This is a genomic window from Paenibacillus pasadenensis, assembly GCF_023715725.1.
Classification (GTDB): domain Bacteria; phylum Bacillota; class Bacilli; order Paenibacillales; family Paenibacillaceae; genus Paenibacillus_O; species Paenibacillus_O pasadenensis_A.
In genome coordinates, this window is the sequence record NZ_JAMBOT010000017.1 from 54,974 (window position 1) to 68,439 (window position 13,466).

General features: G+C 54.9%; 12 protein-coding genes and 1 rRNA gene. 2 read left to right on the forward strand and 11 right to left on the reverse strand.

What is annotated here, in order from left to right; translation table 11 throughout:
- Positions 1-2 precede the first annotated feature (2 nt).
- On the forward strand, positions 3-1,226 hold the full coding sequence (locus M3223_RS22685; RefSeq protein ID WP_251565900.1) for a sensor histidine kinase: 1,224 nt from the start codon (positions 3-5) through the stop codon (positions 1,224-1,226).
- A gap of 265 nt (positions 1,227-1,491) precedes the next feature.
- Here M3223_RS22685 and M3223_RS22690 read toward each other — a convergent pair whose 3' ends face one another.
- The 4 genes from M3223_RS22690 to M3223_RS22705 all read right to left on the reverse strand — a co-directional run bounded on the left by M3223_RS22690 (position 1,492) and on the right by M3223_RS22705 (position 5,904).
- Positions 1,492-2,859 carry an LLM class flavin-dependent oxidoreductase gene (locus M3223_RS22690; protein ID WP_251565902.1) on the reverse strand — a complete coding sequence of 456 codons (1,368 nt, stop codon included), beginning with the start codon at positions 2,857-2,859 and terminating at the stop codon, positions 1,492-1,494.
- Between the two features lie 84 nt (positions 2,860-2,943).
- The gene (locus M3223_RS22695; protein ID WP_251565904.1) at positions 2,944-3,795 is read right to left on the reverse strand and encodes an ABC transporter permease; all 852 of its coding nucleotides are present in this window, start codon (positions 3,793-3,795) and stop codon (positions 2,944-2,946) included.
- Between the two features lie 45 nt (positions 3,796-3,840).
- Positions 3,841-4,710, reverse strand: a complete 870-nt coding sequence (locus M3223_RS22700) for an ABC transporter ATP-binding protein (protein WP_251565906.1) — start codon at positions 4,708-4,710, stop codon at positions 3,841-3,843.
- An 81-nt stretch (positions 4,711-4,791) separates the two neighbouring features.
- Positions 4,792-5,904 carry an ABC transporter substrate-binding protein gene (locus M3223_RS22705; protein WP_251565908.1) on the reverse strand — a complete coding sequence of 371 codons (1,113 nt, stop codon included), beginning with the start codon at positions 5,902-5,904 and terminating at the stop codon, positions 4,792-4,794.
- Between the two features lie 328 nt (positions 5,905-6,232).
- Here M3223_RS22705 and M3223_RS22710 point away from each other — a divergent pair, with 328 nt between their 5' ends.
- A complete protein-coding gene (locus M3223_RS22710) occupies positions 6,233-6,397 on the forward strand; it encodes a DUF2304 family protein (RefSeq protein ID WP_251565910.1) in 165 nt (54 codons plus the stop codon).
- A gap of 137 nt (positions 6,398-6,534) precedes the next feature.
- Here the strand turns inward: M3223_RS22710 and M3223_RS22715 are convergent, their stop codons facing one another.
- From M3223_RS22715 to rrf, 7 genes are all read right to left on the reverse strand, one after another.
- Positions 6,535-7,029, reverse strand: coding sequence for an antibiotic biosynthesis monooxygenase (locus M3223_RS22715; RefSeq protein WP_251565912.1), 495 nt, complete (start codon positions 7,027-7,029; stop codon positions 6,535-6,537).
- Positions 7,030-7,198: 169 nt separating this feature from the next.
- Positions 7,199-9,661 (reverse strand): ATP-dependent protease ATP-binding subunit ClpC, encoded by a 2,463-nt coding sequence (gene clpC, locus M3223_RS22720; protein WP_251565915.1) that lies wholly within the window; start codon positions 9,659-9,661, stop codon positions 7,199-7,201.
- Positions 9,658-10,743 carry a protein arginine kinase gene (locus tag M3223_RS22725; protein ID WP_251565917.1) on the reverse strand — a complete coding sequence of 362 codons (1,086 nt, stop codon included), beginning with the start codon at positions 10,741-10,743 and terminating at the stop codon, positions 9,658-9,660. Before M3223_RS22725 ends, clpC begins: the two co-directional genes overlap by 4 nt.
- Positions 10,744-10,773: 30 nt before the next feature.
- The gene (locus M3223_RS22730; RefSeq protein WP_251565919.1) at positions 10,774-11,328 is read right to left on the reverse strand and encodes a UvrB/UvrC motif-containing protein; all 555 of its coding nucleotides are present in this window, start codon (positions 11,326-11,328) and stop codon (positions 10,774-10,776) included.
- A 29-nt stretch (positions 11,329-11,357) separates the two neighbouring features.
- Positions 11,358-11,822, reverse strand: a complete 465-nt coding sequence (locus tag M3223_RS22735) for a CtsR family transcriptional regulator (protein WP_251565921.1) — start codon at positions 11,820-11,822, stop codon at positions 11,358-11,360.
- A 388-nt stretch (positions 11,823-12,210) separates the two neighbouring features.
- A complete protein-coding gene (locus tag M3223_RS22740; RefSeq protein WP_251565923.1) occupies positions 12,211-13,305 on the reverse strand; it encodes a threonine aldolase family protein in 1,095 nt (364 codons plus the stop codon).
- Between the two features lie 78 nt (positions 13,306-13,383).
- Positions 13,384-13,466: ribosomal RNA gene (rrf, locus tag M3223_RS22745) — 5S ribosomal RNA — on the reverse strand; the annotation flags it as partial.

Sequence of the window (13,466 nt, forward strand, 5' to 3'; positions counted from 1 at the left end):
CGATGATCGTCCGATTGCTTCAATCCATGCTCTGGAAGCTTCTGCTCCGCTTCCTGATCAGCATCGCTGCTGTCGCCCCGCTGCTCTGGATCGGATACACGCTGACAAAACTGCTGCTTAAGTACAATCCGAGCGGTTCATTTCCGCTCACACAGCTGCTCTGGTTCATTATGGAAACGGTTGGGTCTGTTCCGGTCATGATCTTTGGCGGCATTTTTTTGTTTTTTGGTTTGTTCTTCTGGTTGTCCCTGCGCTTCCTGAAGCGTTTTGATTCCATTACAGACGGTCTCACGCAAATTGCCGAGGGCAATCTTAAGCATCGAATTAACGATGAGAGCAGCGACGAGCTGGGGACGGTGTCGCGGACCATTAACGAGATGGCTCAGCAGCTCCAGCTTGCCCAAGCGGAGGAACGAGCGGCTGTTCAGGCAAAAAACGATCTGATTACCGGCGTCTCTCATGATTTGCGGACCCCGCTCACATCCATTCTCGGCTTTTTGGAATATATTCAAAATGACCGCTACCGGGACGAGCTGGAGCTTCGTCAGTATGTCGATATCGCTTATGACAAGGCGCTTGTGCTGCGCAAGCTGATTGATGACTTGTTTGAATATACCCGCGTTGCGGGCGGAGGGATGCCGCTTCAGCCGGAACGGCTGGACCTGAATCCTTTTCTCGGACAGCTGATAGAAGAGCTCCATCCGCTGCTTGAGGAGGCAGGAATGCGCTGCACGCTGCATCCTTCCCCGGGTCCTTTGCTTGTTTCCGCCGATCCTGAGCTGCTTGTGCGGGCTTTTGAAAATCTGATGACCAACGCCATCAGGTACGGGGCATCGGAGAAAGGGATCGACATCTTTTTAAGGGAAAACATCCATAAGGATGACGAATTAGAAGAAGACAGCCCGGCATCCGTTGATTCTGAAAAGATAACGGGGCAGCGCAATGAGCAGGCTGAACAAGAAGTAACCACGGTGCTTCAGCCAAGCGCGGAAATTATATTCCGCAATTATGGGGAGCCTATTCCGGTTAACCATCTGCCCCATTTGTTTGACCGGTTTTACCGGGTGGACGCCTCACGTTCCAGACAAACCGGCGGCAGCGGAATCGGGCTAGCTATCGTCAAAAGCATTATCCTCGACCTGCACGGCGGTCAAATTGCGGTCAGCAGCAATAAGCGGAGGACGGAGTTTGTCGTTCGTCTGCCGTTAAAATTTAGAAAAGAATAAGACTTTGTGCAGGGGCATTGCTGGCTGCGGGCGCGGCTATCCAGCTAAAACGCCGTCGTGTGCCACTCCGCGTCGCCATGTTATGGACGGCTGCTGCGTCAGCTCAGCTGCTTGTACGTTGTGTTTACCCTGTATTCGGGGAGCTAAGTTTAGCCTACTTGCGCTTCCATCAGCTCCTCTGCACAAAAAAGACTGCCCCTTCGTCATCTTCATGACAAAAGGAGCAGTCTTTCTATTTGCAGCAGCATACCGAATACCGAACGATTTATCCTGCAGTAGCTTTGCTTGGAGGAGCAGCTGCTTTCTCGGCATAATAATTGTCTGGACGACTCAATCCAAGATTGTCACGAAGCGTCTTGCCTTCATATTCAGTGCGAAACAGCCCGCGCCGCTGCAGCTCAGGCACGACGAGATCAACAAAGTCCTCCAGTCCGCCCGGCAAATAAGGAGGCATGACGTTAAAGCCGTCTGCTGCCTCGGCCTCGAACCATTCCTGGAGCTGATCGGCGACCTGCACCGGCGTCCCGAGAATTTCCCGGTGCCCGCGCGCGCCCGCAATACGCTGATACAGCTTGCGGATGGTCAACCCTTCACGGTCCGCTAAATCTTTGATGAGCTGGAAACGGCTTTTGAAATCGACCTGCTCAACAGCTGGCAGCTCCGGGAGCAGGCCGTCAACCGGATAAGAGCTAAGATCGAATCCAATCAGCCCGGAGAGGAGCGCTACACCGGTTTCAACGGGAATCAACTCTTCAAAACGCGCTTTTTTCTCGCGTGCCTCCTCCTCCGTGCGGCCGATAATCGGAAATACGCCGGGCATGATTTTCAGATCGGACGGTCTGCGGCCATTGCGCACAAGCCTACCTTTTACATCGCGATAAAATGCCTGCGCCTCCCCTAGCGTCTGCCATGCCGCAAAAATCACCTCGGCTGTTCGCGCGGCCAGCTCCTTGCCGGGCTCGGAAGCGCCAGCCTGGATAATGACGGGATGCCCTTGCGGCGGGCGGGCAACATTAAGCGGCCCCTGCACCTGGAACCATTTCCCCCGGTGGTCGGTACGGTGGATTTTGGCCCGGTCGGCAAAACGCGCCGTTTCTTTGTCCGCCAACAGGGCGTCGTCCTCCCATCCGTCCCAAAGCTGGCGCACGACATCGACGAACTCCTCGGCCCGCTCGTAGCGCAGCTCATGCAGCAAATGTTTGTCACGGTTGAAGTTATGCGCTTCGTCATCCGTATGCGAGGTAACAACATTCCAGGCGGCGCGCCCCCCGCTAATATAATCGAGAGAGGCGAATTTGCGTGCAACGTGGAACGGCTCATTGTACGTTGTTGACACCGTCGCAGCGAGACCAATGCGCTGCGTATCGGAGGAGAGCGCCGACAACAGCGTCATCGGCTCCAATCTGACCTGCACCGCCTGTTCCAGCGCCAGCGGGAATCGCTCGTGCACCGCATAACCGTCCGCCAGAAAAACCATATCGAATTTGCCCCGCTCGGCGGTTTGCGCTACTTGACGATAAAAGCTGTAATCCAGCACGCCTTGCGCGTTGCTATGCTCATATCTCCACGAGGCTACGTGGTGGCCGGGAATCATCATGAACGCTCCCAAGCGCATTTTATCTGATCTTGCCATCGTTAACTCCTCCTTGTACATTAACGGTAAAAACGTGTTGACTGCGCCCTGCTCCCGGGTTTGCTTTTGGAGCGCCTCTGCAGGTCAGCGGTCCGGGCCAGTTTTCCAGCCGGAAAATTTCCGCTCGATGGCGATAAGCCCTTGGTTAATGAGCAGCCCAAGCGCCGATATCGTTAAAATCCCGGCGTACATCTCAGGAATTTGAAAGTTGTATTGAGCATAATTGATTAAATAGCCGAGTCCCGCCTTGGCTCCAACCATTTCCGCCGCGATCAGCACAAGGATTGAGGAAGCCCCTGCCAAGCGAATGCCGGTAAATACCGACGGCAGCGAGGCCGGAAGAATGACTTTCAGAAACAGCTTAAACGGCGAAATGCCCAGGGAGCGCGCCGATTTGACGAGCAGCGGATCGACGTTGCGTACGCCGTTTACCGTACTGAGCAGGATCGGCCAGGAGCACGCGTAAAGGACAATCGATACCTTTGAAGTTTCGCCGATGCCGAGAATAAGGATAAACACCGGAAGCAGCGCCAGCGCCGCCGTATTGCGGAACAGCTCCAGCAGCGGATTGAGAAACGCTGCAGCCGGCTTGTAGTAGCCGATGGCCAGGCCGAGCGGAATCGCAAATGCGATTGCGAGCAGCAATCCGCTTACAGAACGCATAATACTTGCTTGAAAATGCTCCAGCAGCGCTCCGGATACGGCGAGCTCCCACCACGCCTCAATGACTTTGGACAAAGGAGGAAGAAAGGTTGCGTCTACGAGGCCTAGCCGAGGCGCAAGCTCCCAAATTGCAGCCAGACCGGCGATTGCCGCCGTGCTGCGAACCACCTTGGCTGACGCCGCTTTTATCCTCGCCCCGACAACCGCAGCGCCTCCAACATCCGCTTTACCGCCTGCCAGCCCTCCTGCTGCCAACGCTTTGTTTAGGCTCATCGCGATTTGCTCCCTTCATCGTTTAATTTTCGGATTCTCTTATCGTTATCTCGCTTTTTTCGTCCCGCTCCCGCTGCCCAGCTCTTGCCTCAGTGCCTGCGAGCGCTGCACCTCCGTGCGCAGTTCGCTCCATATCTCATGGCGCAAAGCGCCGAATTCAGCGCCGGAGCGAATATCTTCTTCCTCAGAGCGCTTATCAATCGGGATGTCGACAATTCGTTTGATGCGGCCGGGACGCGCCGTCATGACCGCTACCCTTTGACCCAAATAAACGGCTTCATCAATTCCGTGCGTAATGAACAGAATCGTTTTTCCCGTCCGCTCCCAAATGCGCAGCAATTCGGCTTGAAGGCTTTCCCGGGTCTGGGCGTCCAGCGCCGCAAAAGGTTCATCCATCAGCAGCACCTCCGGATCGAAAGCCAGACTTCGCGCAATGGCAACCCGCTGCTTCATTCCGCCGGACAGCTCATGCGGATAACGGTTTTCGAAGCCCGCCAGGCCGACCAGCTCCAGATAATGCCTCGCCCAGTCCCGGCGTTCCTTCACGCCGTATCCTTTGGCCTCCAGGCCGAACTCAATGTTCGCTTGCGCCGTCCGCCAAGGAAAAAGCGCATACTGCTGGAACACGATGCCACGGTCCAGACCAGGGCCGGATATCGGCTTGCCGTCCAGTAAAATTTGTCCCGAGGTTGGCTCGGACAGGCCGGCAAGAAGATCCAGCAGCGTTGATTTGCCGCAGCCGCTCGGCCCAACGACCGCCATAAACTCGCCAGGACGCACATCCAGATTAACGCCCTCTACCGCGGTGAATTCCGATACAGTCCGGCCTTCGCGGACACGGAACCTTTTAGTCACGTCCTGAAAACTGATTTTAACTTCCTCCAATGAACGGCTTTGCTGTTCTGCATGACTCATATCCGCATTCTCCCTTCTTATTGCCGCAATTGTCCCTGTCCGTTATGCCAGCATCTTTCCTCCCGCTGTACCTCTGCCGCTCTACTTTTTATCCTCATCCTTGTAAGGATTGAATTCGTTTGTAAATAGATCCTCCTGTTTCACATTGGCCGCTTCCTTATCTCCGCTCTTCTCCAGCCATTTGCGCCAAGTCTCAAATTCCTCTGGACGAATCGTTCCGCCCTTGCCGGCAATGCTCGTTGTTTTCCAGAACTTGACGATTGTACCGTCCTCCTGGCGGCCGCGCTTTTTAATGATCTCTTCGCTGCGTTTAATGACGGTTTCCCTTGGCTGAGTTCGGGCCCATTCAATGGCTTTAGCCGTCGCTTCAACAAATTTGCGCACCGTATTGGGGTTTTCCTTAATGAATTTGTTCGTAAATACAATCGTTCCCGCGCTCTGCGTTCCAAACAGCTCATAATCGCTGAACAGCTGTCTAACCCCGCCTCGTTCAACCAGCTTCTCCCGCAAAATACTTCCCAGTACGGCTACGTCAATTTGACCGGCCCGCAGCGACTGCTCGATATTGACCGGGGGCAGCGCCACCAGCGTCACCTGTTTCATTTCCTCGTCGGTCAGCCCGCCCCGCTGCAAATATTCCTTAAGCACAAATTCGGCGTGGGCGCCCAGCGTGTTCATCGCAACCTTTTTGCCGATCAGATCGCGCGCGCTTTTAATCGGACTGCCCTCCAGCACGTAGTAACCGCTGAAGTTAAGCTCATCCATGCCGTAATAGCTGATAACCGAACGGATTGGAGCGCCAGCCGATACCAGCTTGATGATCGCCCCGTTAAACGCTCCGCCAAAATCCGCCTGGCCCGTCGCCACCGTCTGGATATCTTGCGGGCCGCTGATCGTGTTGCCGATCCATTTCAGCTTAACCGGAGCCAAGTACCCGAGATCCTCGGCCAATTCAGGGAACGTTACGCCGCCAACCGTTCCCTGATAACGCAGCTCCAGCGTCTCCGGTTCACCGGCTTGTTCGGAGGACGCCGGCTTCGACTCCCCTCCGGCAGAGGAGCTGCCGCATCCTGCTGCGAGCACTGCGGCGGCGAGCAAAGTCGCAAGCGCCACTGCGGCCCGGTTTCTGAGCCGATATCGTTTGGAAGCAGCCGAAGCTGCGGATTTAACATGGTCTTTGTACAAGTGAAACATGGTCATTTCCCCTCTCTGATAGGAGGCGTATCGCCTCTGACATTGCCAAATCTCTATGCGAAACCTCCAAGGGGATGGTCGGTCCGCCTGCCGGAAAACAAAAAGACGCATGGCGGCAGGCATAAATGCTCTGCGGCTGTGCGTCTCCGGTTGGTCCGGTGGATTCATACAATTCCTATTTAATTACTATGAATTGAATCATAACAAAGCTTTATTGTTTCGTCAATAAGTATACGAGCCCTTTTTTTCGACCATGCTAAAGTTAAAAGGGATGCCTCCCGCTGCCTCGGCAGCAGCAAGAAGGAGGCTTTATGAAAGGATTGAGCTTATGCCCGGCCTGATTCAGCTTGCTCTCCTTATCATCGCAATCTTGTTTGTAGGACTCGTGCTGCACTGCATCCGCAAAGGTGTGCTCCGCGAGCGTTACGCACTGCTCTGGCTCGGTGTCAGCGGCGGAATGCTCGGCATGTTTGCTCTCCCGCTGCTTGTATAGCCATTGGTCCATAAAAAAGCATGGCCTGCACTTCACACAGGCCATGCTTTTTGACTTAGATTGGGCTATTCATTACAACGAAAAAGCTGCTCCCCCTATGACAGGGAAGCAGCTTTTAAACGTTATTGGGTTCCGTGCTACAGCTTGTCCGCTCCAAGTGTAAACAGCACCTCGTGCACGGAAAGTTTAGCTCCTAGCATCAGCTCGCGCGGGTTCGGAGCACCGGGCTGCGAGCCGGCATGCGCTCCCGGAGCAGGAGCAGAACCGCCATGCTGCTGCACGGAGCCGGATGCCTCCGCCGCCGTCTCGCCTGCGACCGGATTGCCGTCCGTAGCCGTACCGCCCATGGGCTGAACCGGATCGGCTTGAGCCTGTCCGTCCTGCACCGGGGGAGCAGCTGGACGCGCATGCGCCTGTTTGAACGAGTCGCTGTTCACCCAGTTGTCAAAGCTTGATTTATCCTGCCAGTGAGTGACTACCTTCAGTTCGTCGGCTTCCTCGTCGCGCGAAAGCAGAAGCTCCATACCCTCAAATCCGGGCATCAAGTGTACGCCTTTCGGATTTTTGAAGCGCTCGGCCACCTGTTCCCCGAAGCCGCTTTTAATGCGAATGGTATTCGTTACAACGATCATCTGTACCTCTCCCTTCTGTATTCAAACGTTAATCTCTAGATTAATTACCCGTTCGACAGCGGCTTTCCTTCGGCATTCTCCAGTCATTCTTGAACGATCTATGTACAAAAGCGGCTCCGGCCCGCAAAGGGCCAGAGCCGCTATCAATCCGCTTTAAACCTTCGGCGCTTTACTTCGCAGCCGGAGCTTCTTCATTCGGCTTATGCTCAGGATTAGGCGTAACGGTCAACCCGCCGTTTTCCTCATCAATGACAAGCATATAGCCCTTTTTGATCGTGCCCATCAGCAGCTCCTCGGACAGACGGTCCTCGATATGCTTCTGGATGGCACGGCGCAGCGGACGCGCTCCGTAAGCCGGATCGAAGCCTTCTTTAGCGAGGAAATCCTTCGCTTTCTGAGTGAGCTCAAAGTCCACTTCCTGCTCACGCAGCCGCTTGCGCAGCTCGTCGGACATAAGTGTTACGATCTGAGCGATATGCTCCTGTCCCAGCGAGTGGAACACGATCGTTTCGTCGATCCGGTTCAGGAATTCAGGACGGAAGCTCTTTTTCAGCTCGCCCAGCACTTTTTCCTTCATCTGGTTGAACTCGCGTCCCGCATCATGCTGCGCGGTGAAACCAAGCGTGGAATTGCGCTTGATCTGATCAGCGCCGACGTTGGACGTCATAATGATCAGCGTATTGCGGAAATCGACGACGCGGCCCTTGGAATCCGTCAAGCGTCCGTCCTCCAGCACTTGCAGGAGAATGTTGAACACTTCCGGGTGAGCCTTCTCGATTTCGTCGAGCAGAACGACGGAGTACGGTTTGCGGCGAACCTTTTCGGTCAGCTGGCCGCCTTCCTCATACCCGACGTAGCCCGGAGGCGCTCCGACGAGACGGGAGGTGGAGTGTTTCTCCATGTACTCCGACATGTCGATGCGGATAACGGCGTTTTCGTCGCCGAACATCGCTTCGGCCAGTGCACGAGCCAGCTCCGTTTTGCCGACGCCAGTAGGGCCAAGGAAAATAAAGCTGCCCATCGGGCGTTTCGGATCCTTCAGACCGGCGCGCGAGCGGCGCACGGCACGGGATACCGCTTTGACCGCATCGGATTGGCCGATAACGCGGTCATGCAAAATATCTTCCATTTTGAGCAGACGCTGCGTCTCCTCTTCGGCCAGCTTGCTGACCGGAATCCCCGTCCAGCCGGCTACGACCTGAGCGATATCCTCCGGCGTTACCTCGGAATCAGTGCGTCCCTGTTTTTCTTTCCAGCTGTTTTTGGTCGTATCCAGCTCTTCGCGGATCTTTTGCTCTGTGTCGCGCAGAGCGGCTGCTTTTTCGAACTCCTGGCTCTGAACGGCCGCGTCCTTCTCCTTGCGCACTTCATCCAGGCGACCCTCAAGCTGCTTGAGATCCGGCGGAATCGTGTACGTGTGCAGCCTTACTTTGGAGCTGGCCTCGTCAATCAGGTCGATTGCTTTGTCCGGCAGGAAACGGTCCGTAATGTAACGGTCGGACAGCTTAACGGCTGCTTCAATCGCCTCGTCGGTAATTTTGACGCGGTGATGCGCCTCGTAACGGTCGCGCAGGCCGTGCAAAATTTGAATCGCTTCGTCCGGCGTAGGCTGATCAACCGTAATCGGCTGGAAGCGGCGCTCCAGAGCGGCGTCCTTCTCGATATATTTACGGTATTCGTCCAGCGTCGTAGCGCCGATGCACTGCAGCTCGCCGCGCGCCAGAGCCGGCTTCAGGATGTTGGAGGCGTCAATTGCGCCTTCCGCCCCGCCCGCTCCAATCAGCGTGTGCAGCTCATCGATGAACAGAACGATATTGCCTGCTTGACGAATCTCATCCATGATTTTTTTCAAGCGGTCCTCGAATTCGCCGCGGTACTTCGTACCCGCTACGACAGAGCCCATATCCAGCGTCATAACCCGTTTGTCGCGCAGCGTCTCCGGAATTTCATTGGCTACGATCTTTTGAGCCAAGCCTTCCGCAATCGCTGTTTTACCTACGCCCGGTTCGCCGATCAGCACCGGATTGTTTTTCGTCCGGCGGCTGAGCACCTGAATGACACGCTCAATTTCCTTGCTCCGGCCAATCACCGGGTCCAGGTTGTTCTCGCGTGCGGACGCCGTCAAATCGCGGGCCAGACCGTCCAGCGTAGGCGTGCTGACATTAGCAGGCGCGCCGTGGCTGCTGGATACCGCTTCGCTGCTGCCGAGCAGCTGCAGCACCTGCTGGCGTGCCTTGTTAAGGCTGATGCCAAGATTGTTCAGCACTCTTGCCGCAACGCCCTCGCCCTCGCGAATCAGGCCGAGCAAAATATGCTCTGTGCCGACGTACGTATGGCCGAGCTTGCGCGCTTCGTCCATCGACAGCTCGATGACCTTTTTAGCGCGCGGCGTATATGCGATATTGCTTGGCTGCTCTTGGCCGCGGCCGATGAGAGATTCCACCTCGTCCTGGATTTTCTCCAAGCCGAGTCCAAGCGCGATGAGCGCTTTGGCTGCAATGCCTTCGCCTTCCCGAATGAGACCGAGCAGGATGTGCTCTGTACCGATATTATTATGACCAAGCCGCACCGCCTCTTCTTGAGCGAGTGCAAGCACCTTTTGCGCGCGTTCCGTAAATCGTCCAAACATCATTCGAAAGCACCTCCGTCTTGGGATCGGGACGCCAGCTGCGTGCGGATCAGCTCCGCTCGCCGCATATCCCGCTGCTCCGTGTTCATCTTCTCCTCAAAAGCCTGCTGCAGAAAACCCGGCTGAGTCATGACCATCAACTCATTCATAACCTGCGGGGAAACTTCCTGAATCATGCCGAGATCGATGCCCAGCCTCACGTCCGACAAACGCTGCGCGGATTCTTTAGAATCCATAATGGCTGCGTGGGACAGGATGCCGTAAGAGCGCTTGATCCGGTCTTCCAGCCTTAGGCGGGATTCCTGTAACAGCCGCTCCCGGGCCGCTTTTTCATGCTCAATTATTTGACGCACAACGCCGTGCAGGTTGTCTATAATCTCCTCCTCGGACTGGCCGAGCGTAATCTGGTTGGAGATTTGGAACAGGTTGCCCAGCGCCTCGCTGCCTTCGCCGTAAAGCCCCCGCACCGCAAGCCCAACCTGAGTAATCGCGGACAAAATGCGGTTGATTTGCTGGGTCATCACAAGCGCAGGCAGATGCATCATGACCGAAGCCCGGATGCCCGTGCCCACATTGGTCGGACAGCTGGTCAAAAAGCCGCGTTTTTCATCAAAGGCGTATTCCGTAGCTTCTTCATAAATATCGTCAATTTGGCTGGCGAGCTGCCATGCCTCCTTGACTTGAAAACCGGGATATAAACATTGAATGCGAAGATGGTCCTCTTCGTTAATCATAATGCTAATCGCTTCGTTATCGCTCATGACAACGGCTCCGGCCCGGGATTCGTTCGCCAGCGAAGGGCTGATCAAATGTTTCTCGACCAGCACCCTGCGCTCAAGCTCGCTGAGATCGGACAAAATCAGCGTTTCAAACTTGCCGATGGAATCCAGCTTGCCTTCCTTGGCTACGGCCGTGAGCTTGCTCATGACCTCCTCGGAATGCTGGCCCGTCGCCAGAATCGGGAATGGATAGCCCCGCAAATTGCGGGCCACTCGAACCCTGCTGCTGAACACGATCTCGGAATCCGGTCCGTTCTCCTTCATCCATTCACTCAGCGCCTCCTGCGCAAAGCGGTTGGCTGCCAAATCCAATCCCTCCTCTCGGATGCCGGGCCGCTAAACGGGCCCATCCGGCTGTTCGTTGTGGTTTGGGCTGTGAAGCTGCTTCTCCAGCTCGCGAATCTCATCCCGAATCCGGGCGGCAGTCTCGAATTCTTCTTTCTGGATGGAGCTCTGCATCTCCTGCCTCAGCCGGCCAATTTCACGCTTTGTCTTAATCAGTCCGCCCGAGCGCTGCGGAATTTTGCCCACATGCGCCGTGCTGCCGTGCACCCGCTTGAACAACGGGTCAAGCCGGTCTTCAAAATGCGTATAACAAGAGCTGCAGCCGAAGCGGCCCAGCTTCGTAAATTGCGAATACGTAAGTCCGCATTCCTCGCAGCGGAGCGGAGGAGCGGCTGTCTGACCCGAACCGCTTGGTTTGCCTGCCGGATCAAAATTCATCAGTCCTGAAAGGAGGCTATGGATCGAGAAGCCGTTTGGCGCTCCCGGCAATCCTTCCCCTTTTTCCCGCGCGCAGGTTTCGCAAATATGGAATTCATTTTTCTCGCCGTTGATGATCTTCGTAAAATGAAGCGTCGCCGGCCTTTTGCCGCATTCCTGACAAAGCATGGCGCATCCCCTCCTTGCCGGACTGTCTCTTAATCCTTACCCAGAAGTGAAATCAACATCGCGCGAAGCAGCCTTGCCCTCATCTCGTCCCGCTGAGGAAGCTTGAGCGCAATCGTCTCCCTGCACATAGCGGCACGCAGCAGATTGCCTTCCCGCCTTGTGATGATCGTCGCTTCCTCCAGCTGATAAATGAGTCCTTCCGCAGCGCTCTGATCGACGTGGGAACCGATGGAATGATGAATATGGCTGTGAATCGCCTTCATCCCCGGCAGCTCGATCCGCTGAATGCGGATATAACCGCCGCCTCCCCGCTTGCTTTCGACCAGATAACCCTTCTCCAGCGTAAAACGGGTGCTGATTACATAATTAATCTGGGACGGCACGCAGGAGAACCGGTCCGCGAGCTCATTGCGCTGAATTTCCACCGCACCCTCGGGACTATCCTGCAGCAGCTGCTTCAAGTGCTGCTCCAGGGCATCGGAAATATTTCGCATATCACCAACCTCCCTATGCATCGCACCTTCAGGTGTAAATCATTGTGCCTAAGCCAAATAGCCAATGCCAAATCGCATCCATGTAGCATTCCCCTGAAAGCGTAACTTTTCACGTCGAGAATAGCTATTCCTTCTCTTGAGTCATTACCCAAAAAACGGAGGAACGGTTGCAACTGACTTTGACTTTCTTTGACTTTGAACATAATTATACGCTTTTTTCCACAAAGGTCAATAGCCGACGAATGAAGTCCAATGAACGAAAAAAAGACTTTCCCCTGCTGTTACCAGCTTGGGAAAAGCCGCTGCTGTTTATACCTGATCGCAGTATTGTAATTTGGGATGTGAACAGAAAAGCTTTCGCATAGCTGATCTTACTCAGACAATAGTTCTATTCTGCGGCGGCTTCGCCCAGCAATCGCTCCAGCAGCTGCAGCGCCTCGTCCAGCTTTTCTTGCGGAATGCTCAAATATCGGTCACCAATATGAATTTCCGTGCAGCAGGAGGCTGCCGATGTCTCTCTCACAAATGAAGCGAGTCCGACGCCGCTTTCCTTACAAACCTGGTTCAGCACGGATGCGGCTCTATCCAGGGGCAAACTGATATGCAGATGAAACATATTGGATACCGGCTGCTCGGGAACAACGTGAAGCTGGCGGCATCGGCTCAGCTTGGAGCTCAACTCCTTTGCCCCATTAAAATAAAGCTCCATTCGAGGACGGCGGAGCTCCAGAGCCTGATCTGCGCTAAGAATATAGGGATATAGGCTGATCAGATCGCCTCCATGCCTTCTTTTCCACACTTTCGACTGCTCGGTCAAGTCGCTGTCTCCCGCCAAAATCGCTCCGGCGAGTCCTCCGAGCCCTTTATAAAACGACACGTATACGCTGTCGAATAAACAGCAAATTTCAGCCTCCGAACGGTCATAATAAGGCACGATTTCAAATAATCGCGCACCGTCCAAATGCAGAGGAATTCCTTTTTCCCTGCAATAACGAGAGATGGCCTCCAGCTCGTCGAAGGAGGGCAGCTGGCCGCCGATTTCGCGCTGCGGCAACTCAAGCAGCAGGCAGCCAATCTCTTCTCCCATAGCCTTTACATCGTCTAATGTTAGTAAACGGTCCTCCGCTCCCAGCAGCACCGATTCGATTCCATGGAGCTCTTCAAGGCCGTTCTGCTCATGAATCTCTAGATGGCAAAGAGGGTGGTAAGCTGCTTTACGCACATTTCTTCTTTCACACCATATCCGCAGCGCGATCTGCTGAGCCATCGTCCCGCTCGGAAAAAAGACAGCTGACTCCTTGCCAAGTAAAGCGGCGACTTTTGTCTGGAAGGACTCAATCAGTTCTCCGGTTCCGTACACATCGCTCAACCGGTCTTCTTTTTCATTCTCAAGAGCATCTATTAACAGCTTTAGGGTACGCGGGCTGCTTCCGATTACAGGATACTGTGCTTGCGAATAACTTTCTACCGGCAGATTGTTCATCTTAACATCCTCCTCATTCCTTCATGATTATAACAAAAACCCGCCGTATCCGAAGATACGACGGGTTTTCATACATGAGCTTGGCGACGTCCTACTCTCCCAGGACCCTGCGGTCCAAGTACCATCGGCGCTGGAAGGCTTAACGGTCGTGTTCGGGATGG

What these genes read in the sequence shown, in the direction of transcription:
- M3223_RS22700 (WP_251565906.1), bottom strand. Translation starts at nt 4,710, where the DNA reads ATGAGTCATGCAGAACAGCAAAGCCGTTCATTGGAGGAAGTTAAAATC.
- clpC (WP_251565915.1), bottom strand. Translation starts at nt 9,661, where the DNA reads ATGATGTTTGGACGATTTACGGAACGCGCGCAAAAGGTGCTTGCACTC.
- M3223_RS22740 (WP_251565923.1), bottom strand. Translation starts at nt 13,305, where the DNA reads ATGAACAATCTGCCGGTAGAAAGTTATTCGCAAGCACAGTATCCTGTA.
- M3223_RS22735 (WP_251565921.1), bottom strand. Translation starts at nt 11,822, where the DNA reads ATGCGAAATATTTCCGATGCCCTGGAGCAGCACTTGAAGCAGCTGCTG.
- M3223_RS22685 (WP_251565900.1), top strand. Translation starts at nt 3, where the DNA reads ATGATCGTCCGATTGCTTCAATCCATGCTCTGGAAGCTTCTGCTCCGC.
- M3223_RS22715 (WP_251565912.1), bottom strand. Translation starts at nt 7,029, where the DNA reads ATGATCGTTGTAACGAATACCATTCGCATTAAAAGCGGCTTCGGGGAA.
- M3223_RS22705 (WP_251565908.1), bottom strand. Translation starts at nt 5,904, where the DNA reads ATGTTTCACTTGTACAAAGACCATGTTAAATCCGCAGCTTCGGCTGCT.
- M3223_RS22690 (WP_251565902.1), bottom strand. Translation starts at nt 2,859, where the DNA reads ATGGCAAGATCAGATAAAATGCGCTTGGGAGCGTTCATGATGATTCCC.
- M3223_RS22730 (WP_251565919.1), bottom strand. Translation starts at nt 11,328, where the DNA reads ATGCTTTGTCAGGAATGCGGCAAAAGGCCGGCGACGCTTCATTTTACG.
- M3223_RS22710 (WP_251565910.1), top strand. Translation starts at nt 6,233, where the DNA reads ATGCCCGGCCTGATTCAGCTTGCTCTCCTTATCATCGCAATCTTGTTT.
- M3223_RS22695 (WP_251565904.1), bottom strand. Translation starts at nt 3,795, where the DNA reads ATGAGCCTAAACAAAGCGTTGGCAGCAGGAGGGCTGGCAGGCGGTAAA.